Annotated in this window: 14 protein-coding genes; 7 read left to right on the forward strand and 7 right to left on the reverse strand. The window is 69.3% G+C overall.

The annotated features are described in order from the left end of the window. The first annotated feature begins 118 nt into the window (after positions 1-118). From JYK02_RS25660 to JYK02_RS25670, 3 genes are all read left to right on the forward strand, one after another. Positions 119-7,546, forward strand: a complete 7,428-nt coding sequence (locus JYK02_RS25660; protein ID WP_207054798.1) for a HAMP domain-containing protein — start codon at positions 119-121, stop codon at positions 7,544-7,546. Positions 7,547-7,665: 119 nt separating this feature from the next. Continuing rightward, entirely contained in the window at positions 7,666-9,639 is a 1,974-nt protein-coding gene (locus JYK02_RS25665; protein WP_207054799.1) for a hybrid sensor histidine kinase/response regulator, read from the forward strand. Between the two features lie 102 nt (positions 9,640-9,741). Continuing rightward, the gene (locus JYK02_RS25670) at positions 9,742-11,667 is read left to right on the forward strand and encodes a sulfatase-like hydrolase/transferase (protein ID WP_207054801.1); all 1,926 of its coding nucleotides are present in this window, start codon (positions 9,742-9,744) and stop codon (positions 11,665-11,667) included. Here the strand turns inward: JYK02_RS25670 and JYK02_RS25675 are convergent. The 3 genes from JYK02_RS25675 to yedA form a co-directional block, all read right to left on the reverse strand. Then, a complete protein-coding gene (locus JYK02_RS25675) occupies positions 11,664-12,575 on the reverse strand; it encodes a DUF3396 domain-containing protein (RefSeq protein ID WP_347402574.1) in 912 nt (303 codons plus the stop codon). The two genes, JYK02_RS25670 and JYK02_RS25675, sit on opposite strands and share 4 nt — an antisense overlap. Next, positions 12,572-13,207, reverse strand: a complete 636-nt coding sequence (locus JYK02_RS25680) for a hypothetical protein (RefSeq protein WP_242588890.1) — start codon at positions 13,205-13,207, stop codon at positions 12,572-12,574. Before JYK02_RS25680 ends, JYK02_RS25675 begins: the two co-directional genes overlap by 4 nt. 167 nt (positions 13,208-13,374) lie before the next feature. Beyond that, a complete protein-coding gene (yedA, locus tag JYK02_RS25685) occupies positions 13,375-14,274 on the reverse strand; it encodes a drug/metabolite exporter YedA (RefSeq protein ID WP_207054804.1) in 900 nt (299 codons plus the stop codon). A gap of 203 nt (positions 14,275-14,477) precedes the next feature. Between yedA and hrcA the strand changes: the two genes are divergently transcribed. Further along, entirely contained in the window at positions 14,478-15,509 is a 1,032-nt protein-coding gene (hrcA, locus tag JYK02_RS25690; protein ID WP_120524719.1) for a heat-inducible transcriptional repressor HrcA, read from the forward strand. A 13-nt stretch (positions 15,510-15,522) separates the two neighbouring features. Here the strand turns inward: hrcA and JYK02_RS25695 are convergent, their stop codons facing one another. Continuing rightward, positions 15,523-16,455 (reverse strand): lipid kinase, encoded by a 933-nt coding sequence (locus JYK02_RS25695; protein WP_347402575.1) that lies wholly within the window; start codon positions 16,453-16,455, stop codon positions 15,523-15,525. Positions 16,456-16,740: 285 nt separating this feature from the next. On the opposite strand from JYK02_RS25695, the gene JYK02_RS25700 reads away from it, so the two are divergent. Next, positions 16,741-17,199, forward strand: a complete 459-nt coding sequence (locus tag JYK02_RS25700; protein ID WP_207054805.1) for a transcriptional regulator — start codon at positions 16,741-16,743, stop codon at positions 17,197-17,199. A gap of 82 nt (positions 17,200-17,281) precedes the next feature. Here the strand turns inward: JYK02_RS25700 and JYK02_RS25705 are convergent, their stop codons facing one another. The 3 genes from JYK02_RS25705 to JYK02_RS25715 form a co-directional block, all read right to left on the reverse strand. Continuing rightward, positions 17,282-17,995, reverse strand: a complete 714-nt coding sequence (locus tag JYK02_RS25705; protein WP_207054806.1) for an HAD family hydrolase — start codon at positions 17,993-17,995, stop codon at positions 17,282-17,284. A gap of 47 nt (positions 17,996-18,042) precedes the next feature. Then, complete coding sequence (locus tag JYK02_RS25710) at positions 18,043-18,864, reverse strand: hypothetical protein (protein ID WP_207054807.1); 822 nt, start codon at positions 18,862-18,864, stop codon at positions 18,043-18,045. A 90-nt stretch (positions 18,865-18,954) separates the two neighbouring features. Next, positions 18,955-19,302, reverse strand: coding sequence for a hypothetical protein (locus JYK02_RS25715; RefSeq protein ID WP_120524715.1), 348 nt, complete (start codon positions 19,300-19,302; stop codon positions 18,955-18,957). Between the two features lie 215 nt (positions 19,303-19,517). Between JYK02_RS25715 and JYK02_RS25720 the strand changes: the two genes are divergently transcribed. After that, positions 19,518-20,522: a site-2 protease family protein gene (locus JYK02_RS25720; protein WP_207054808.1), complete on the forward strand. Its 1,005-nt coding sequence runs from the start codon at positions 19,518-19,520 to the stop codon at positions 20,520-20,522. Then, positions 20,519-21,337 (forward strand): hypothetical protein, encoded by an 819-nt coding sequence (locus JYK02_RS25725; protein WP_207054809.1) that lies wholly within the window; start codon positions 20,519-20,521, stop codon positions 21,335-21,337. The genes JYK02_RS25720 and JYK02_RS25725 overlap by 4 nt, the downstream gene beginning before the upstream one ends. Positions 21,338-21,468 lie beyond the last annotated feature (131 nt).

Consider the following 21,468-nt stretch of genomic DNA (forward strand, 5'->3'; position numbering starts at 1 on the left):
GCCCGTTCCACCCCGGCTTTACATTCGACAAACCCGCGAACTCATTGGACGTTCCTGGGATCGCGGACCGGTTTCGCCGTACCAGCCGCAACGCTTTCGCCGATCAGGGGTTTCACACGTGGACGACACCAAGGTTTCCAGCTCCTCCGCTCCCCGCAAGCGCGCCAACGGGCGCAAGACGGCAGGGACCGCAGCAAGTCAGGACGCTGACCTTCCAGGCGGCCGGTCTTCCGCCAACGTGGCGGCCAACCGGCTGAGCAACGTGGAGGCTTCCCGCGCCGAGCCCGCGCCTGGCCGCCGTGCTCCCGCGCGCGGCCGCAACGGCAACACCCGTCAGGCCACGGATGACGGTCTGCGCCCCGGCGGTCCGCCTCCGCTCCAGCAACTGCTGGCGGCGCTCCGGGCCGTGCAGGGCGGTGACTTCTCCGTGCGGCTGCCGTCCGGCGCGCAGGACGTGGTGATGGATGAGATCGCCCGCGCGTTCAACGCGGTGGTGACGCTCAACTCCACGCTCACCCACGAAATCGTCCGCGTGGAGCGCGTCGTCGGCCGCGAGGGCCGCATGGGTGAGCGCGTGACGCTCGGCGACGTGCGCGGCGACTGGGCCACCAGCGTCCAGTCCATCAACGCCCTCATCGGCGACCTGGTGCAGCCCACGACGGAAGTCGCGCGCGTGCTGGTGGCGGTGGCCGAAGGCGACCTCACCCAGAAGATGGCGCTGGAGATCGACGGCCAGCCCGTGAAGGGCGAGTTCCTCCGCATCGGCACCACCGTGAACGCGATGGTGGATCAGCTCAACAGCTTCGCCGCCGAAGTGACGCGCGTCGCGAAGGAGGTCGGCACCGAAGGCAAGCTGGGTGGCCAGGCCGACGTGAAGGGCGTGTCCGGCGTGTGGAAGGACCTCACGGACAACGTGAACGTCCTCGCCGGCAACCTCACCGCGCAGGTGCGAAACATCGCGGAAGTGACCACGGCGGTGGCCCGCGGCGACCTGTCCCGCAAGATCACGGTGGACGTGAAGGGCGAGGTTCTGGAGCTCAAGAGCACCATCAACACGATGGTGGATCAGCTCAACAGCTTCGCCTCCGAAGTGACGCGCGTCGCGCGCGAGGTGGGTACGGAAGGAAAGCTGGGCGGTCAGGCCGCGGTGTCCGGCGTGTCCGGCACGTGGAAGGACCTCACGGACAACGTGAACTTCATGGCGTCCAACCTCACGACGCAGGTGCGCGGCATCGTGAAGGTGGTGACGGCGGTCGCCAACGGCGACCTCACCCAGAAGCTGATGGTGCCGTCGCAGGGTGAGATCGCCGCGCTGGGCGCCACGCTGAACAACATGACGGACACGCTCAACGTGTTCGCGCAGCAGGTGACCAGCGTCGCGCGCACGGTGGGCGTCGAGGGCAAGCTGGGCGCCCAGGCCCAGGTGCCCGGCGCCGCGGGGACGTGGAAGGACCTCACGGACAACGTGAACCTGATGGCGTCCAACCTCACCAGCCAGGTGCGCAACATCGCGGAGGTCTCCACCGCCGTCGCCAACGGCGACCTGTCGCGGAAGATCACCGTGGACGTGAAGGGCGAGGTGCTGGAGCTCAAGAGCACCATCAACACGATGGTGGACCAGCTCCGCGCGTTCGCCGCCGAAGTGACCCGCGTCGCGAAGGAAGTGGGTACGGACGGCAAGCTGGGCGGTCAGGCCGCGGTGCCCGGTGTGGGCGGCACGTGGAAGGACCTCACGGACAACGTGAACAGCATGGCCTCCAACCTCACCACCCAGGTGCGCAACATCGCCCTGGTGACGACGGCGGTGGCCACCGGTGACCTGTCCAAGAAGATCACCGTCGATGCTCGCGGCGAAATCCTGGAGCTGAAGAACACCATCAACACGATGGTGGATCAGCTCAACAGCTTCGCCTCGGAAGTGACCCGCGTCGCTCGCGAGGTGGGCACGCACGGCAAGCTGGGCGGTCAGGCGGAAGTGAAGGGCGTGTCCGGTACGTGGAAGGACCTCACGGACAACGTGAACTTCATGGCGTCCAACCTCACCACGCAGGTGCGAGGCATCGCCAAGGTCGTGACCGCGGTCGCCAACGGCGACCTCACCCAGCGCCTGAAGATGGAGGCCAAGGGCGAGGTGGCGGAACTCGCGGACACCATCAACGCGATGACCCAGACGCTGTCCATCTTCGCGCAGCAGGTGACGGACGTCGCGCGCACGGTGGGCGTGGAAGGCAAGCTGGGCGCCCAGGCCGTGGTGCCGGGCGTCGCGGGCACCTGGAAGGACCTCACGAACAACGTGAACCTCCTGGCGAACAACCTGACGGATCAAGTCCGTAACATCGCCGAGGTGACGACGGCGGTCGCGAAGGGTGACCTGTCCCGCAAGATCACCGTCGACGCGAAGGGCGAGGTGCTGGAGCTCAAGAGCACCATCAACACGATGGTGGACCAGCTCCGCGCGTTCGCCTCGGAAGTGACGCGCGTCGCGAAGGAAGTGGGCACGGACGGCAAGCTGGGCGGCCAGGCCGACGTGAAGGGCGTGTCCGGCGTGTGGAAGGACCTCACGGACAACGTGAACAGCATGGCCTTCAACCTCACCACCCAGGTGCGCGGCATCGTCAAGGTGGTGACGGCGGTGGCCGACGGCGACCTGTCCCAGAAGCTGGTGATGGAGGCCAAGGGTGAGATCGCCGCGCTCGCGGACACCATCAACGCGATGACGCAGACGCTGTCCGTCTTCGCGCAGCAGGTGACGGACGTCGCGCGCACGGTGGGCGTGGAGGGCAAGCTGGGCGCCCAGGCGGAAGTGCCGGGTGTGGCCGGTACGTGGAAGGACCTCACGAACAACGTGAACCTGCTGGCCAACAACCTCACGGCCCAGGTGCGCAACATCGCGGAGGTCACGACGGCGGTCGCGAATGGCGACCTGTCCAAGAAGATCACCGTGGACGCGAAGGGCGAGGTGCTGGAGCTCAAGAGCACCATCAACACGATGGTGGACCAGCTCCGCGCGTTCGCCGCGGAAGTGACGCGCGTCGCGAAGGAAGTCGGTACGGAAGGCAGGCTGGGCGGTCAGGCGGACGTGAAGGGCGTGTCCGGCGTGTGGAAGGACCTCACGGACAACGTGAACGTCCTCGCCGGCAACCTCACGGACCAGGTGCGAAACATCGCCAAGGTGACCACGGCGGTGGCCAACGGCGACCTGTCCCAGAAGATCACCGTGAGCGTGAAGGGCGAGGTGCTGGAGCTGAAGAACACCATCAACACGATGGTGGACCAGCTCCGCGCGTTCGCTTCGGAAGTCACGCGCGTCGGCAAGGAAGTGGGTACGGAGGGCAAGCTGGGCGGTCAGGCCGCGGTGCCCGGCGTCGCGGGCGTGTGGAAGGACCTCACGGACAACGTGAACGTCCTCGCCGCGAACCTCACGGACCAGGTGCGAAACATCGCCAAGGTGACCACGGCGGTGGCCTACGGCGACCTGTCGCAGAAGATCTCCGTGGAGGCGAGGGGCGAAATCCTGGAGCTCAAGAGCACCATCAACACGATGGTGGACCAGCTCCGCGCCTTCGCTTCCGAAGTGACCCGCGTCGCGAAGGAAGTGGGTACGGACGGCAAGCTGGGTGGTCAGGCCGCGGTGCCGGGCGTCGCCGGTACGTGGAAGGACCTCACGGACAACGTGAACAGCATGGCGTCCAACCTCACCAGCCAGGTGCGCAACATCGCGCTGGTGACGACGGCCGTCGCGAACGGCGACCTGTCCAAGAAGATCACCGTCGACGCGAAGGGCGAAATCCTGGAGCTGAAGAACACCATCAACACGATGGTGGACCAGCTCAACAGCTTCGCTTCGGAAGTGACCCGCGTGGCGCGCGAAGTGGGCGCGGAAGGAAAGCTGGGCGGTCAGGCGGAAGTGAAGGGCGTGTCCGGCACGTGGAAGGACCTCACGGACAACGTGAACTTCATGGCCCGCAACCTCACGACGCAGGTGCGCGGCATCGTGAAGGTGGTGACCGCGGTCGCCAACGGCGACCTCAAGCAGAAGCTGGTGGTGGACGCGAAGGGCGAAGTGGCCGCCCTGGCGGAGACCATCAACAACATGACCGACACGCTGGGCATCTTCGCGGAGCAGGTCTCCACGGTGGCCCGCGAGGTGGGCGTGGAAGGGAAGCTGGGCGGCCAGGCCCGCGTGCCCGGTGTGGCCGGCACGTGGAAGGACCTCACGGACAACGTGAACTTCATGGCCTCCAACCTCACCACCCAGGTGCGCGGCATCGTGCGCGTGGTGACGGCGGTGGCCAACGGCGACCTGACCCAGAAGCTCATCGTGGACGCGAAGGGCGAGGTGGCGGCGCTCGCGGACACCATCAACAACATGACCGACACGCTGGGCACCTTCGCGGAGCAGGTCTCCACGGTGGCCCGCGAGGTGGGTATCGAAGGAAAGCTGGGCGGCCAGGCCCGCGTGCCCGGTGCGCGCGGCACGTGGCGGCAGCTGACGGATAACGTGAACCAGCTGGCCGGTACGCTCACCAGCCAGCTGCGCGCCATCTCCGACGTGGCCACCGCCGTGACCAAGGGCGACCTGACCCGCAGCATCACGGTCGTCGCCGAGGGCGAGGTCGCGGCGCTGAAGGACAACATCAACCAGATGATCGTCAACCTGCGTGAGACCACGCAGAAGAACCAGGAGCAGGACTGGCTCAAGACGAACCTGGCGAAGTTCAGCGGCATGATGCAGGGCCAGAAGTCCCTGGATGCCGTCAGCCGCCTCATCATGAGCGAGCTGACCCCGCTGGTGTCCGCGCACCACGGCGCCTTCTTCCTCTCCGACCCCGAGGGTGGCATCCCGTCCCTCAAGCTCACCAGCACCTACGCGTACCGGGAGCGCAAGCACCTGGCGAACCGCTTCCGCCTGGGCGAGGGCCTGGTCGGCCAGTGCGCGCTGGAGAAGAAGACCATCCTGCTGACGCGCGTGCCGTCGGACTACATCACCATCTCCTCCGGGCTGGGTGAGTCCGCGCCGCTCAACATCATCGTCCTGCCCGTCCTCTTCGAGGGCGAGGTGAAGGCCGTCATCGAGCTGGCCTCGTTCCACCCGTTCAGCGCCATCCACCAGATCTTCCTGGACCAGCTGACGGAGAGCATCGGCGTGGTGCTCAACATGATCATGGCGAACATGCGCACGGAGACGCTGCTCTCCGAGTCGCAGCGCCTGACCCAGGAGCTCCAGAGCCAGTCGCGCGAGCTGACCCAGCAGCAGGACGAGCTCAAGCGCACCAACATCGAGCTGGAGGACAAGGCGAAGGAGCTGGCGGACCAGAACACCCGCGTGGAGGAGAAGAACCGCGAGGTGGAGCTGGCGCGCGTCAGCCTGGAGGAGAAGGCGGAGCAGCTCACCATCATCTCCAAGTACAAGAGCGAGTTCCTGGCCAACATGAGCCACGAGCTGCGCACGCCGCTCAACTCGCTGCTCATCCTCGCGAAGCTCCTGTCCGACAACAAGGACGGGAACCTGTCCAACAAGCAGGTGGAGTACGCCAACACCATCTACGCGTCCGGCGGGGACCTGCTCAGCCTCATCAACGAGATCCTCGACCTGTCCAAGGTGGAGGCAGGCAAGATGCAGGTGGAGCCCCGGGACATCGTCCTCACGGAGCTCAACCAGTTCATCGACCGCAGCTTCCGCCCGGTGGCGGACCAGAAGGGCCTCTCCTTCCAGGTGGAGGTGCTCGCGGGCACGCCGCGCCACGTGCGCACGGACCCGCAGCGGCTGCAGCAGGTGCTCAAGAACCTGCTCTCCAACGCCTTCAAGTTCACCGACGAGGGCGGCGTGAAGCTCACCGTGCGCCTGGCGGACAAGGGCATGCGCTTCGACCACGAGGCGCTGCGCCGCTCGCGCCACGTGCTGGCCTTCGCCGTGAAGGACACCGGCATCGGCATCGCCAAGGACAAGCAGCGCATCATCTTCGAGGCGTTCCAGCAGGCGGACGGCTCCACCGCGCGCAAGTACGGCGGCACCGGCCTGGGCCTGTCCATCAGCCGGGAAATCGCCAAGCTGCTGGGCGGCGAAATCCGCCTGGAGAGCGAGCCGGGCAAGGGCAGCACCTTCACCCTCTACCTGCCGCCGGAGTACCAGGGCGCGGACGAGGAGGGCGCGCAGGGCAGTGACCCGGCGGGCCGCGCGCTGGGAGGCCTGCCCGAGGCGTTCGTCACCCCGGTCTCCTCCGGAACCGCCACGCCGCCGCCCCTCGCGTCGGCACCGCTGGTGTCGGAGCCGCAGGCCCACGTGCTGGACGCCGCGCTGCCCCCGCCGGTGGAGGGGTCGCACACGCCCGTCGTGGTGGAGGACGACCGCGACCTCATCCGCGAGGGTGACCGCACCCTGCTCATCATCGAGGACGACCTGAAGTTCGCCCGCATCATGGTGCAGATGGCGCGCGAGAAGGGCTTCAAGGCCCTGGTCGCCACGCGCGGCGACAGCGGCCTGTCCATGGCGCACGAGTACCAGCCGGACGCCATCACCCTGGACATCCAGCTGCCCGTGGTGGACGGCTGGAGCGTGCTGGACCGCCTCAAGCGCAACCCGCGCACGCGCCACATCCCCGTCCACATCATCAGCGTGATGGACAAGCACCTGGGCAACACCCAGGGCGCGTTCGGCTACCTCACCAAGCCCGTCAGCAAGGAGGGCCTGGAGCGCGTCTTCGGTCAGCTGTCGCGCTTCCTGGAGCGCCGCGAGCGCCGCCTGCTCGTCATCGAGGACGACGACGTGCAGCGCAGCAGCCTCACCCAGCTGCTCAGCGACGGCGGCGACGTCGTCGTCACCGCGGTGGCGTCCGGCCAGGAGGCCCTCCAGAAGCTGGAGGAGAACGAGTACGACTGCCTCGTCATCGACCTCCTGTTGCCCGACATGGACGGCATCAAGCTGGTGGAGGAGGTGAAGACGCAGCAGCGCTTCCGCGACCTGCCCATCGTCGTCTACACCGGCCGCGAGCTGACGCCCAAGGACGAGGCCCGGCTGCGGCGCTACACCGGCAGCGTCATCCTGAAGAGCGGCGCGAAGAGCCCGGACCAACTGCTCAGCGACACGGCGCTCTTCCTGCACCGCCTGGACGAGAATCTTCCGGCGCGCGCGCGTGCGGCCCTGGCGCAGCGCAACGACCAGGACGCACCGCTGGCCGGCAAGAAGGTCCTCCTGGTGGATGACGACATGCGCAACATCTTCGCGCTCACCAGCGTGCTGGAGAATCACAGCATGCAGGTCGTCTTCGCGGAGAACGGGCGGGCCGCCATCGAAATGCTCGGCCAGCACCCCGACGTCGACGTCGTGTTGATGGACGTGATGATGCCGGAGATGGATGGCTACGAAACCATGCGTGCCATCCGCAAGGACGCCAAGTACGCCAGCCTGCCCATCATCGCCGTCACCGCGAAGGCGCTGAAGGACGACCGCGAGAAGTGCATGGCGGCCGGAGCGAGCGATTACCTGCCCAAGCCGGTGGACACCGACAAGCTGTTGGAACTGGTCCGGCTCTGGGTGAGTGCTTGATAGTCAACGAGGACGATCCATCCTCCCGCCCCCTTTGCACTTCCGTCTGGAAGGGGGCGGCCCTAGCCTTGTCCGCCGTGTCTCGGGTCCCCTGACCCACGCGCTCCCCCACCGCGCACATGAACTCCACAGAGCACACTCCGGAGCGCCCCCAGGAAGCCGCCGCGTCGCCGCGCGCGGCCATCCTGATGGTGGACGACCATCCGGCCAACCTGCTGGCGCTGGAAGCCATCCTCGAGCCCCTGGGCCAGGACCTGGTGAAGGCGACCAGCGGCGAGGAGGCGCTCAAGCAGCTGTTGCAGCGCGACTTCGCGGTCATCCTGATGGACGTGCAGATGCCGGGCCTGGACGGGTTCCAGACGGCGGCGCTCATCAAGCAGCGCGAGCGCACGCGCACCATCCCCATCATCTTCCTCACCGCGCTCAGCCGTGACGCGGCGCATGTCTTCAAGGGCTACGCGCACGGCGCGGTGGACTACCTGCTCAAGCCCTTCGACCCGGAAATCCTCCGCTCGAAGGTCAGCGTCTTCGTGGACCTGTTCCTCAAGGAGCAGCAGCTCCAGCGCCAGGCGGCCCTCCTGCGCCAGCGCGACCGCGAGGCCCTGGAGCGCCAGAGCGCGCTGCGCTACCGCCGGCTCACGGAGGCCCTGCCGGAGCCCATGTGGGCGGCCCGCGCGGACGGGTCGCTGACGTACGCCAACCGGGCCTGGCGGGACTACACCGGCCACCAGGAGGGGTATGAGCTGTCGCTCTCCTCCTTCCTCCAGGACGTGCACCCGGCGGACCGCGAGCGGATGCGCACGGTGTGGGCGGACGCGGTGGTGCAGGTGCAGAACAGCACGGAGGAGTTCCGGCTGCGGCGCAAGGACGGCGTCTACCGCTGGCACCTGGCGCGCGCGGTGCCGGAGCACGACGAGCACGGGCAGCTGGTGGGCTGGCTGGCCATCGCCACGGACATCGACGACAAGCGGCGCGCCGAGGAGGTGCTGGCGCGCTTCAAGACGACGCTGGACGCCACGCTGGACTGCGTCCTGATGTTCACGCCGGACACGCTCACGCTCGCGTACGCGAACGCGGGCGCGGCCAAGCAGCTGTCCTCGTCGGTGGAGGAGCTGGTGGGCCTGTCGGTGCTGGAGGTGGAGAGCGCCTTCGACGAGACGGGCTTCCGCAAGCTGCTGGCGCCGCTGATGTCCGGCACGCTGCCGTCGCAGACCTACTCCACCAACCACCGCCGCCGCGACGGCACGGAGGTGCCGGTGGAGGTGGTGCTCCAGTACGTGGCGGAAGGGGAGGGTCCCGGCCGCTTCATCTCCGTGGCGCGCGACATCACGGAGCGTCAGCGCGCGGAGACGGCGCTGCGGCTGGCGAGCGAGGCGAAGGACGCGTTCCTCGCCGCGGCGAGCCACGAGCTGCGCACGCCGCTGGCCGCGGCGAAGGGCCACGCGCACCTGGCGCTCCTGAAGCTGGGCGGGCAGACGGAGGCCGGCCCCGGCAAGTCGCTGCAGATCATCAACCGGCAGATCGACCGCATGGCGAAGCTGGTGGAGGACCTGCTGGACATCAGCCGCCTGCAGGCGGGCCGGCTGTCGCTGGAGCTGGAGCCGTTTGATTTGTCCCAGCTGGTGCTGGAGACGCGCGACCGCATGGCGGTGCTGTCGCAGACGCACGAGCTGAAGGTGGAGGTCCCCGAGCACCTGGAGGGGACGTGGGACCGGGGGCGGTTGGACCAGGTGCTGACGAACCTGCTGTCCAACGCCATCCGCTACTCGCCGGAGGGTGGCCAGGTGCTGGTGCGCCTGGTGGCCGAGGGCGACAGCGGCGTGCACCTGTCCGTGAAGGACCAGGGCGTGGGCATCCCCACGGAGAAGCAGCGCATCATCTTCGAGCGCTTCGGCCGCGCGCACGGCAGCAAGTACGGCGGGCTGGGGCTGGGGCTCACCATCAGCCAGGGCATCGTGGAGCAGCACGGCGGCCGCATCTGGGCGGAGTCCACCGGCACGGTGGGCCAGGGCTCCACCTTCAACGTCTGGCTGCCGCGGCGCACCGAGGCCCAGGCCGCGGCGCCGACGGAGTCCTCGCGCACGCCGAGCTGAGCGCGTCGGGGCGGGACGCGGCCTGCGTCCCGCCGGAACGCGCCAGGTGGGACTGCTGTCTCTGGAGGGGCCGTTGGTATGGCGCGTGCTCAGGGCGGGGCCATGCCCTCGTCCACGCGTCCCAACATCCTCATCCTGACGGTCGACCAGCTGCAGTTCCCCCGCTTCGCCTATGGGCCCGACGGCGGCTTCCTGCCGGGCATCAAGGACATCCTGGGCTTCGTGGACGAGGGGGGGGAGGACAACCCGTTCCGGAAGTTCTTCCCCGGCTTCGCGGCGCTGCGGAAGAACGCGGCGGTCTTCCGCAACCACACCATCGCGGCGTCGGCGTGCATCCCCAGCCGCGCGGCCATCTACACGGGGCAGTACGGCACGCGCACGGGCGTCACGCAGACGGACGGCCTGTTCAAGAGCGGCGACGCGGCGGCCTTCCCGTGGCTGCCGGCGGAGGGGATTCCGACGCTGGGGCACTGGTTCCAGAAGGCGGGCTACCACACGCACTACTTCGGCAAGTGGCACGTGAGCAATCCGCCGGACCATTCCCTGAAGCGGTATGGCTTTGACGACTGGGAGCTGTCGTATCCGGAGCCGCACGGGGCCTCCATCAACAACCTGGGCGCGTTCCGCGACGAGGGCTTCGCGGACCTGGCGTGCGGCTTCCTGCGGCGCATGGCGCTGGGCGAGCCGTACAACCGGGCGCTCGCGGAACAGGCGTACGCCGCGCCCCGGGCCGCCGCGCCGGACGGCAGCGCGCAGCCGTGGCTGGCGGTGGCGTCGTTCACCAACCCGCACGACATCGCGACGTATCCCATCCTGCCCAGGCAACTGGACCCGGGGGCGCCGAAGCTGGGGCCGCTGACGGTGCCGGCGCAAGGGGCGCGGTCGGTGCAGCCCACGGCGGGGACGTTCACGGTGCCACTGAATCCGCTGGGGTTCCCGCAGGAGAACGCGCACGTGCCGCCGAACCTGCGCGACACGCTGGAGAACAAGCCGCACTGCCAGCGGGACTACGCGTACAAGATGGGGCTCGCGCTGTCGTCGAAGACGGGGCTGACGCTGCACCAGGGGAACGAGAACATCGACCCGGTGACGGTGACGTTGAACGCGGGCATCCCGTTCCAGCTGACGCACGACCCGCAGAAGGCGGCGGAGCGCTTCCAGCAGTACTACGCGTGGCTCATCCACCTGGTGGACGGGCACATCGCGAGGGTGTTGCGGACGCTGGACGAGACGGGCCTGCGGGACAACACGGTGGTGGTGTTCCTCTCCGACCACGGCGAGTACGGCGCGGCGCACGGCTACCTGATGGAGAAGTGGCACACGGCCTACCAGGAGGCGCTGCACGTGCCGCTGGTGGTGCAGTTGCCGGAGGCCCGGGCGACACGGCACATCGACGCGCTGACGAGCCACGTGGACATCGTGCCCACGGTGCTGGGACTGGCGGGAGTCACCCGGGAGGAGCAGGCGGCGATCCGCACGGACCTGCGGCTGCACCGCCCGGTGCCCCCGTTCGTGGGAGCGGACCTGAGCCCGCTGGCGAGGGGCGAGTCCACCACGGTACTGGAGCCCAACGGCACGCCGCGAGAGGGCGTGCTCTTCGTGACGGACGACGAGATCACGGAGCCGCTGCCGCGCACGGGAGACCCGCACCAGTTGCACGACGACGCGCTGTTCTCCGTGTACGCGCGAGCGGTGGAGCGGCTGCGCGAGCAGGGCAAGGTGCCAGGGTTGAGGCCCGGAGCGGTGTGCCAGCCCAACCACGTCCGCTGCGTGCGCACGCCGCGCTGGAAGCTGTCGAGGACCTGGGACCCGTCCGGTGAGCACGCGGACCAGTGGGAGCTGTACGACCTGGAGACGGATCCGCTGGAGATGGAGAACCTGCTCGTCTTCGACCAGCCGTTCCCGACGCTGATTCCGTCACTGCCCGGGGGACTGTCGCGCGTGGAGGTGGAGGAAGCAGCGCGCGCGACGCATGCGCTGCTGGAGCGGTACGAAGCGGAGAAGCTGTCGCCCTGGCCGCAGGGCTAGAGGAACCGGCGGATCCACCGGTTCGTGTCGCTCCTGTCGAGGGGGAGGTCCTCCCCTTCGTACTGGAAGAGGAAGGGCTCCATCAGCCGGGCCAGCGCGCGGTACTGAGGGGGGACGGACTTCGTCTGTGTATCGATGGGGTCTGGCCATTCGTCCAGGGTGACGAGCACGCGGTCACCATCCATGGGGAGCACGGAGACCTCCGGGAAGGGGAGCGCGTTCCGGAGTGCGTCGATGCCACCCAACTGGCCCAGCAGGGGCTGACCCAGGAAGGTCAGCCAGTAGGGGCCCAGGGCTCGGGTTCCGAGGACGGAGCTGAATCTCCTGGCATGAGGTGCATCCAGGCCTGGGTAACGAGCGAGGAGCGCTTCGGTGATGTTCCAATCGCCCTCAGCCCAGGAACCCTGTGTCGAGACAAGGGCAAAGCTGGCGTAGCCGAAGTTGAAAGGCAGCTCACGAGCCAGCTCAAGTGCCAGGGACTGGAGGCGGGCCACACCCTGCTCCACGAGGTACTCCGTGGGGAACGTGAACGCCAATGTGGTGACCGGGGCATCATGGAAAAGGCTGTCGAGCCGGCGCCCGTAGTATTCGACTTGATAGCCACCGGTCTCACTGGGGCTTTCTCTCAGCTCCGCGGTCCTGCCGCCACCACCCATGCGTCCAGCGACTTCCTCGCGGTTGTGCTCCCATCCTGTGCCGTCGAGCGGCACCATGTCGCCATCATCGGACGTGTACCAATTGAGTGAGCCGGGCGGGATTGCACGACGGTAGGTCTCGATCGCCCGCCAGATCGACGGGCCAACCTCCGAGTAGCCGCGGTGGATGAAGAAGCACACGACAACGCCATCGCGGCCCACGAGCCAGCCACCTCGGTCGCGAAGACGGATGAGGGGAAAACCGTCATTCATTGCCCTGCTGCCCTCATACCTTTGCGTGGAGATATCAGAAGTGCTCGTCCACCCAACGCTTGCTCATAGATGCCCTGCTGGGTTTGATCGGCGTACGGGCTGCTTTTCCCATGGCGAGTCCATTGTGGCTCATTGGTGCCCGGACATGGGAACTTGAAGTCCAGGGTGAGCGCGGCCTTCAACAGGTTGCGGTCCGCGTGAAGTACAAGGCCCGGCTTGATTGTTCCCCGCAGTTCATCGGTGCAGCCCTCGGCGATGAGCCGCGCTTCCTCCTTCTTGCTGACCGTCTCCACCATCCGGGCGTTCGGGTAGTAGCGGTAGCGCTGCTCGATGCTGATGGGCGCGGGCCACAACTCCTTCAACACCGCCTCCGCGCACTGGAGGGCAAGCACGTGCTTCTGCTTGCCCAACTGCATGGCCCGCGTCACGGGCTTGCCGCAGTGGTCCTGCTCCACCACCTCTGCGCACTCCTGACGTGTCGGTGGCCGGCCCTGGAAGTAGCGCGCGTTCCCCAGTTGCTCCGCCTGCACGGCACACGCGGCAAGCTGCTGTTCAAGCTCATCCGCGTCGTGGTCCTGCTGCATCAGCGCGAGCACGGCCGGCGGGATGGCCCGGACCAGCGGCGACGCCATGGCCCGGGTCGCGGCCCTCGCGGAGGCCTGCTCCGCCACGTAGGCCGCGTGCCTTGCCTTTCCCGCCGTCTCCGAATCGACGTACCCCAGCGCTCCGTGCCTGGATGCACGCGTCCCTCCGGCACATGCCGTCAGCAGGGCACAGGCGACCAGGACCGGGGACCGGCTCACCGCTTTCCGCGGGCCAGCAGCATCACCGCGACCAGGATGGCGCTCATCGCTCCCAGGGTCAGCGGTCCCAGCGTCTCTCCCGCGAACACCACGCCCAGCAACACCGCCACCGCCGGGTTCACGTACGCGTAGCTCGTCGCGAGCGCCGGCCTCGCGTGCCGCAGCAGGTAGCCGTACGCGCTGAACGCCACCAGCGAACCGAACACCACCAGATACACGAACGCCACCACCGCGCGCGGGGGCACCACGTCCACCATCCGCTCCCCCAGCACGAAGCTCACCCCCATCATCATCACGCCCGCGCTCAACATCTGCGTCGCCGGCGTCATCAACCCCGCGGGCATCGGCAACCGCCGGCTCCACACCGACCCGAAGGCCCACGTCGCCGGCGCCACCAGCAGCGCCAGCGCCGCCATGCCCCCGCCGCCCATGTCCCCACCCAGGTTCAGCAGCGCCACCCCCGCGAACCCCAGCACCAGGCCCACCAGCTCCGCGCGGCCCGGCCGCTGCCCGAAGGCCGCTCCGAAGATGGCCGCCCACAACGGCATGCTCCCCACCACCAGCGCCGCCACCCCGGACGGCACCCCCAGGTTCTGCGCGAACGCGATGCCGCCGTTGCCCATCACCAGCAACAGGAAGCCCGTCGCCGCGCCCGCTCCCCACTGCCGCAGGCCCGGCCCCGGCTGCCCCTTCAGCCGCAACCCCGCGAACAGCAGCCCACCCGCCAGGAGGAAGCGCAGCCCCGCCATCCGGAAGGGCGGAAACCCCGTCAGCGCGAACCGCATCGCCAGGTAGGTCGACCCCCAGATGACGTAGAGCGCGAAGAGGCTGAACAGCAGCCGGCCCCGGTGGGGGGCGGGCTCGGCAACGTCGGAGGTCGCGGTCGCGGTCGTCACGGCCGCGGGCTTCTAATCCCCTGCACCCTCCAGGGCGATGTGCGCTTTGCCGTACCCGGCCCCAGCCCAGGGAACCAGCGCCCCGCCTGCCCGCTCCCCTGGACCGCCCTCCCAATTGAATGCCCCAGGCGTCCCTTTTAGAATTCTACAGGAGGCACGGAGACCCGAAGGTCGGGCCGCCAGCTTCCGGAGCGTGAGCGGGAATGCCCGACGAATTGGGTGAGCGCGAGAAGGAAGTCCTCCGGGCCGTGGTGCAGGAGTACATCACCACGGGCGGCCCGGTCGGCAGCCAGCAACTGACGCGGCGCGGAGAGTTCGAGGTCTCCTCCGCGACCATGCGCAACGTGCTCGCCGACCTGGAGGCCCTGGGCTTCCTGGAGAAGCCCCACACCTCCGCCGGCCGCGTGCCCACCGACCGGGGCTACCGCTTCTACGTGGACACGCTGGTGAAGCTGCGCGACCCCGCCCCCCGCGACCGGGAGCTCATCCACGCGGGCCTCGTCCACGAGTCCAGCCTCGATGACATCCTCTCGGAGGCCAGCCGCGTGCTGCACTCGCTCACCCGGCACGCGGGCGTCGTCCTCACGCCCCGCCCCGACGCCGCCGTGTTCCAGCGCATCGAGTTCCTGCGCCTGCGCGAGAACCGCGTGCTCGCCATCCTCGTGGGCCAGAACGGCCAGGTGCACAACAAGGCCCTCACCGTGGACTTCCCGGTGACGTCCGACGAGCTGATCAAGGCGAGCAACTACCTCTCCGAGCTCCTGCACCAGGTGCCCCTGGAGGAGGCGCGTGAGCGCATCCGCGCGGAGATGGACCAGGAGCAGGCCCTCTACAACGCGCTCACCGCCAAGGCCCTGCGCCTGGGCGCCGCCGCCACCGACCTGCAGACGCCCGAGCGCGTGCTCATCGAAGGCACCGGCTCCTTCCTGGAGCAGCCCGAGTTCGCCGACGTGGAGCGCATCCGCGCGCTGTTCCGCGCCCTGGATGAGAAGCACAAGCTGCTGCACCTGCTGGACCGCGTGCAGCGCACCAAGGAGATGCACGTCTTCATCGGCGCGGAGAGCGAGTTCTCCGCCGCCGGCGACGTCACCGTCATCGCCAGCCCCTACGGCACGGCGGAGGCGGTGCTGGGCACGGTGGGCGTCATCGGGCCCACGCGCATGGACTACCGGCGCGTGATTCCCCTGGTGAACTTCACCGCCCAGGTGCTCTCCAGCGTGCTGGAGAAGGTGTAGCGGCGCGCGGGCCCTACTGCGGCGCGGGCGCGTAGACGCGCAGCGCCGCGGGGGCCACCTCGAAGCGCATGGGCGTCATGCCCACGTTCTCCCCGTCCGCGTTCACCTCCATGGGCGGGTCCGTCTCCACGACGAGCCGCGAGGTGTGCAGGTGCACCACGGACTCGTGCTCCAGGTGCCCGCCGCTGCGCATGCCCAGCGCCACGCGCGCCAGCGTGGCCACGTCCTGCAGGTGGCCCAGCCCCGTGCGCTCGCCGCCGTCCGCCACGGAAGGCGCGGTGATGGCGTAGACGTGGAACTGACGGTCGTCCAGCGTGGCGTCCGGCGCCACCATGTTGCCCGCGCCGTGGTAGCGGCCGTTGCCCACCACCAGCTGGAGCGCGTCCACCTCCAGCGTCTGGCCGTCCGCCTGGAGCCGGACGTGGAAGGGCTGCAGCGTGCGCATCTCCGCGGCGGCGGCCATGGGATAGGCCAGCTTGCCGGCGCGCTGCTTCAATTCCTGCGTGAGCCGCTTCGCGATGGCGGTGGTGAGCCCCAGGCTGGCGGCGTTGAGGAAGGGCCGCCCGTTGACGAGCCCCACGTCCACACGCGCCGTGTAGCCCCCGGCGATGACGTCACACGCGGCCTCCAGCGTGTCCGGGATGCCCAGCGAGCGCGCGAAGTCGTTGCCGGTGCCCAGCGGCACCACCCCCAGCGTCACGTTGCGGCCCATCAGCGCCTGCACCGCGCAGCTGATGGTGCCGTCGCCTCCCCCCACGAGGATGCGGCGGGCCCCCTGCGCGATGGCCTCCTCCAGCACCTTGCGCAGGCGCTTGGGCCGCGTCAGCGCGTGCGCGGCCATGAGCGGGATGCCGTGCTCGGCCAGCAGCGCGCGGGCGCTCTCGAAGGCGTCGCGCCCCGAGCGCGAGCGCGTGTTCACCACCAGGACCGCGGGCCCGCCATCCACGTGGCGGAGGCGCGGAGGCGCGTTGAGTGCGGGTTCCAGAGGAAACCTCGGCTTTCTGTGAGGCGTCTCCAAGCTGCGCACGACGGCGCTCCAGTACCAGCGGGACCCGGGCGAAAAGGACAGGGACTCTGTCCATTCCCGCGCCTCTGGAGACCGGATGCTTCCGCGAGTGGACAGGGGTAGGGGGCCAGCGGGTTCCCTCCCTGGGTAGGCGTGTTCACCTTCCAGGCGACGCGGACTCCGTGCCTCGGACCCGCGCCGGGACCGTTTCCAGGAGGGTATTGAATGGCACGAGGAAGCAAGGACAAGTACTCGGCGAAGCAGAAGCGCATGGCCGAGCACATCGAGAAGGGCTACGAGGACAAGGGCCTCAGCGAGAAGACCGCGGAGGGCCGCGCCTGGGCCACGGTGAACAAGCTCACCGGTGGCGGAATGAAGGGCGGCTCCGGCAGCAAGGCGAAGGCGGCCCGCCGGCGTCCCACGGCCCGCAAGAACGCGCGCAAGGCTGGACGCGTGGGCGGAAAGCGCCGCGCCGCCACCGCGAAGAAGAGCGCCACCTCCAGCCGCAAGCGGGCCGCGCCCGCCCGCTCGAAGCGCGCCACCACCGGCCGCAAGGCCACCTCGCGCACCGGCACCGCCGGCAAGCGCTCCACGGCCCGCAAGAGCAGCACGGCGCGCCGCGGGGCCACGCGCAAGAGCACCGCGTCCCGCTCCCGTACGAAGCGCGGCGGTTCGAAGAAGTAGCGCCTGAAGGGCTCGGGCGACGGGGTCCACCGGTGGCCACGGATGCGTGGCCGCCGGGGGCGCCGTCACGCCGGCCTTCGGCTCAGCGCGACTCCTCGTCCTTGGTGGTGTCGCGCGACGCCGCGTCCCAGGGCCAGCCCTCGGGGTCCTCTTCCAGGCGGCGCAGGAGCTCCGCGGGGTCCTTCACCAGCGTGCGGCAGCCGGCCGTGCGCAGGTCGTCCGCGCGGAAGCCTCCGCACAGCACGCCCACGGACGCCAGGTGCAGCTTGCCCGCGGCGAGCGCGTCGAAGGGCGTGTCACCCACCACCACCACCGTGGCGGGGGCGGGCTTGCCCAGCTTCGTCAGCGCCGCCTCGAAGATGTCCGGGTGCGGCTTGCTCTTGTCGACCTCGTCCTTGTTCGTCTTCGCCTCGAACAGGCCGTCGATGCCGCACAGCTCCACGTAGCGCTTGAGCTCGTCGTCCTTGGCGCTGGAGGCCAGGGCGACCTTGCGGCCGCGCTTGCGCAGCTGCTGGAACAGCTCCTTCACGCGCGGGAAGGCGCGCACCTTGGGCAGGAACTCCCGCTTGAAGAGCGCGGAGCGGTACTCCTCCAGGTCCTTGCCGAAGCGCTCCAGCTCCTCGTCGTTGAAGAAGACGGGCAGCAGCTGGTCAGCGCCCTTGCCAATCTGGCTGCGCACGTGCGCGAACGGGATGTCCCGGCCGAACTCGATGAACGACCGGCGCCAGGCCTCGGCGTGCTCGTCCACGGAGTCGATCAGCGTTCCATCCACGTCGAAGATGACGTTCTCAACCATGAGCGGCGAACCTCCGCCGCCCAAGGTGGCGATGGCTGACGGTCCGGTCAACCGCCCGAGGGCGTCTTCGGTCCACTCTCCTGCGCTTCACTGTCCACGAGTGTCCGGGTCTGTACGCTGTATCCGTCCGGCGTGGCGGGGGTGAAGGCGTCGTTGGGCAGCGAGCCCTTGAGGTCCACCTTCGACAGGACCGTCTCCCCCTGCTTCGCGTCGCCCACCCAGCGGGTGAGCTTCCGGGGCACGCACAGCCCCAGGGAAGCCTCGCAGTGCTCCTCCTCCATCCGCACCTCCGCCCGGGTGCCGTCCGGCGCGCGCGTCCGCTTGGCCAGGAAGTCCAGCGTGGGCCAGCGCAGCACGTACGTCACCTCCACGCCGCCGCCCGCTTCCCCCTCCAGCCCCATGGACAGCTCCACCGCCTCCTTCGCCTGGGGCAGCCCCGTGGTGCGCTTCGCCTTCGCGCTGCGCAAGAGCAGCGGCGCGCGGAAGCCGTCCGGCACGAAGGGGGTGAAGATTTCGGTGAGGAACGCGGACAGCTTCTCCGCGGAGACCTGGGACGTGAAGGTGGTGAACTGCTTCGTCGCCTCCACCTGCTCGTACAGGTGCTTGCCGTCCCACCACACCTGCCGCGCCTGGGGGGCGGACACGGTGCCGCGCATCTTCTGGGGCGCGCGGTACGCGAAGGTGAAGCCCGCGGAGGCCGTGTCCCCTTCCGTCTGCGTGCCCTCCAGCTGGTAGGCCTGGAGCTTCGCGTCGCGCGCGGCCAGCTTCTCGCGCACCTGGGCCATCAGCTCCGCGTCGTTCGCGCCCCCGGAGGAGGACGAGCGGCACGCGAGGAGGCACACGAGGGGCAGCAGGAGGAGGGCGCGCATGGGGAACTCAAGGGAACGGGCTGGAAATGGAAAAGGCCCCGCTGTCGCCAGGGGGCCTTCGGACTGCCTCGGTGAGGAGGCAGCTTGGGACTACTTCACCGCCACGCCGGTCGCGGAGGAGCTGGTGATGCCGATGATGGTGCCGAACAGGGCGAAGATGCCGTGACGGGGCGTGGTGTTCGCCGACTTCAGGTCCACCTTGGAGGCGCCCATGGCCTTCGCCTCGGTGATGAGGAGCTTGTTCACCACGGTGTCCAGGTCGCTCTGGACGATGTCGATGATGTGGAAGATCGCGGTCAGGCCCAGCGAGCTGCCCTGGATGACGGCCACGGCCTCGCCGTTGGCGGCGATCTCGGAACCGGAGACGACGGCGGACTCGACGCTGGTGCAGCCCACGAGCGAGGCGGCGGCGACGGCGGACAGGATGAACTTCTTCATGGTTATCTCCCCAACTGACGGTGGCTTGGATGGTGGCGGGACGACCCGGACGGGCGCTCCGCCGTTCGGTGAAACCGCAAGCGGCGCGGTTCGTAGCAGAAGGTTTTTTCAAGTCAAGGACCCGGGTCGGGGGAATCCGGGTTGTGTTTGACACTTCATCCGCTCGGGGTGCCGGAACCGGTCGCCCCTCTTGCGGAGGTGAGGCATCTTCGCGCATGCACCCGGTTTCCGTTCCCCGTCCCGCCCCGCCGCCTCGCGTCTGGCTGCACCTGCTGCTGTTCGGGGTGACGCTGGGGACCACGTTCCTCGCGTACCTGCTGCTCTTCGGGCGCTCGTTCCCGTTCAGCGGAAGCGGGCTGCTCGCGGAGGACCGGACGCAGGCGCTGTTCTTCAGCGTGTCGCTGCTCGCCATCCTGGGCTCCCACGAGATGGGGCACTACCTGCTGGCGCGCTGGCACCGGGTGGACACGTCGCTGCCGTACTTCATCCCACTTCCGGTGCCGGGGAGCCTGGGCACGCTGGGCGCGGTCATCCGGCTGCGCGGGCGCATCCCCACGCGCAACGCCCTGGTGGACATTGGCGCCGCGGGGCCGCTGGCGGGCCTGGTGGTGGCGCTGCCGCTGCTCTACTGGGGGCTGTTGCACTCCACGGTGGTGGACTCGCCGGCGGTGCCCTCCGCGTTCCCCGGTGAGACGTCGCTGTGGGTGCTGGGACAGGACCTGCTGCATTGGGTGATGGAGAAGGTGACGCAGGCGCCGCCCGCCGCGACCCCCGTCTACACGAGCCACCAGACGCTGTTCGGCGACAACCTCATCATGAAGGCGCTGACGTGGCTGGCGCTGGGCCCCCTCCCGGAGGGCAAGGACGTGGTGGTGCACCCGGTGGTCATCGCCGCGTGGTTCGGCCTGCTGGTGACGCTGCTCAACCTGCTGCCCGTGGGACAGCTGGACGGCGGGCACCTGACGTTCGCCGTGTTCGGGGCGAAGGCCCGCTGGGTGGGGCAGGGCGTGGCGGGGGTGCTGCTCTTCCTCACCGTGTTCGTCACCGCGTCGTGGGGCCTGTGGCTGGTGGTGGCGAGCAAGGTCGTGGGCTTCGGCCACCCGGAGGTGGTGCGGCCGGAGGAGCCCCTGAGCCCCTCGCGCAAGGTCATCTGCGCGCTGTGCCTGCTGGCGCTGGTAGGGTGCGCGATGCCCGTTCCGCTGCGAGAGGTGTGGTCATGAAGTACCAGTGCGAAGGCTGCGAGCGGCTGGTCCCGGTGGAGTCCTTCCGCGTCGAGGACGGCCAGCTGGCCGTGACGTGCCGGGTGTGCGGCGCCAGGACGCTCGCGGGGCCCACCCCGTCCGCCGCGCCCGTTGCATCCGTGGCTCCGGTGGCCCCCGTGTCCCCGGTGGCCGTCCAGGAGTCCTCCCGGGAGCGCGAGGACGCGCCAGCACCTCGCGGAGGGGACCACGGCGCCGCCGTGGCGATGCCCGTGGCGGAGGCGTTCGCGCCGCCCCCGCCCGCCCGCGCCAGCGTCACCGCGCTGCGGGTGATCCGCTCCGAGGCGTCCTCGCTCGCCCCGCCGGACTTCGACGGGGACCCCTTCCAGGCGCCACCGGGCCACTGCCCCAAGTGCGTGGCGCCCATGCGGGACGACGCGGGGGCCTGCGCGCAGTGCGGGCTGGTCTACGCCAACTTCATCCCGGAGGAGCACCAGCCCTCCGAGTCCCTGGCCACGGAGTGGCGCGCGCTGATGGTCACGTGGCACGACTGGGACGCGCATGACCGCCTGCTGTCCCATGCGATGGGGCGGGGGGAGCTGGCCATGGTGGGCCGGCTGTACCGCCTGCGGCTGGCCCGGGCTCCGAACGACCCCCAGGCGCTGCGCGGTCGGGACGAGGTGGTGCGCCGGGTGACCTCCGCGGTGCCGCTCGCTTCCGACGGACCGTCTCCGGCGATGGCTCGCAAGGTGAAGAGCGCGGTGATGGGCGGGGTGCTGCTGGTGTCCCTGGTGCTCGCGCTGTTGCTCCTCCAGATGCTGCGCGGGGCCTTCTAGGCGGAAAAGGCCCGAAGGGGGCGCTGGCCGGGCCGCTTCCCGGGCGGGCGGGGGACAGGGCTCCAAGACCGTGCGACGGAACGCGCGAGGGGCGCCGGGCGCTGTTATCCTGCGGGGCCGCCTTTCCGTCC

It is taken from the genome of Corallococcus macrosporus, from assembly GCF_017302985.1.
Taxonomy (GTDB): domain Bacteria; phylum Myxococcota; class Myxococcia; order Myxococcales; family Myxococcaceae; genus Corallococcus; species Corallococcus macrosporus_A.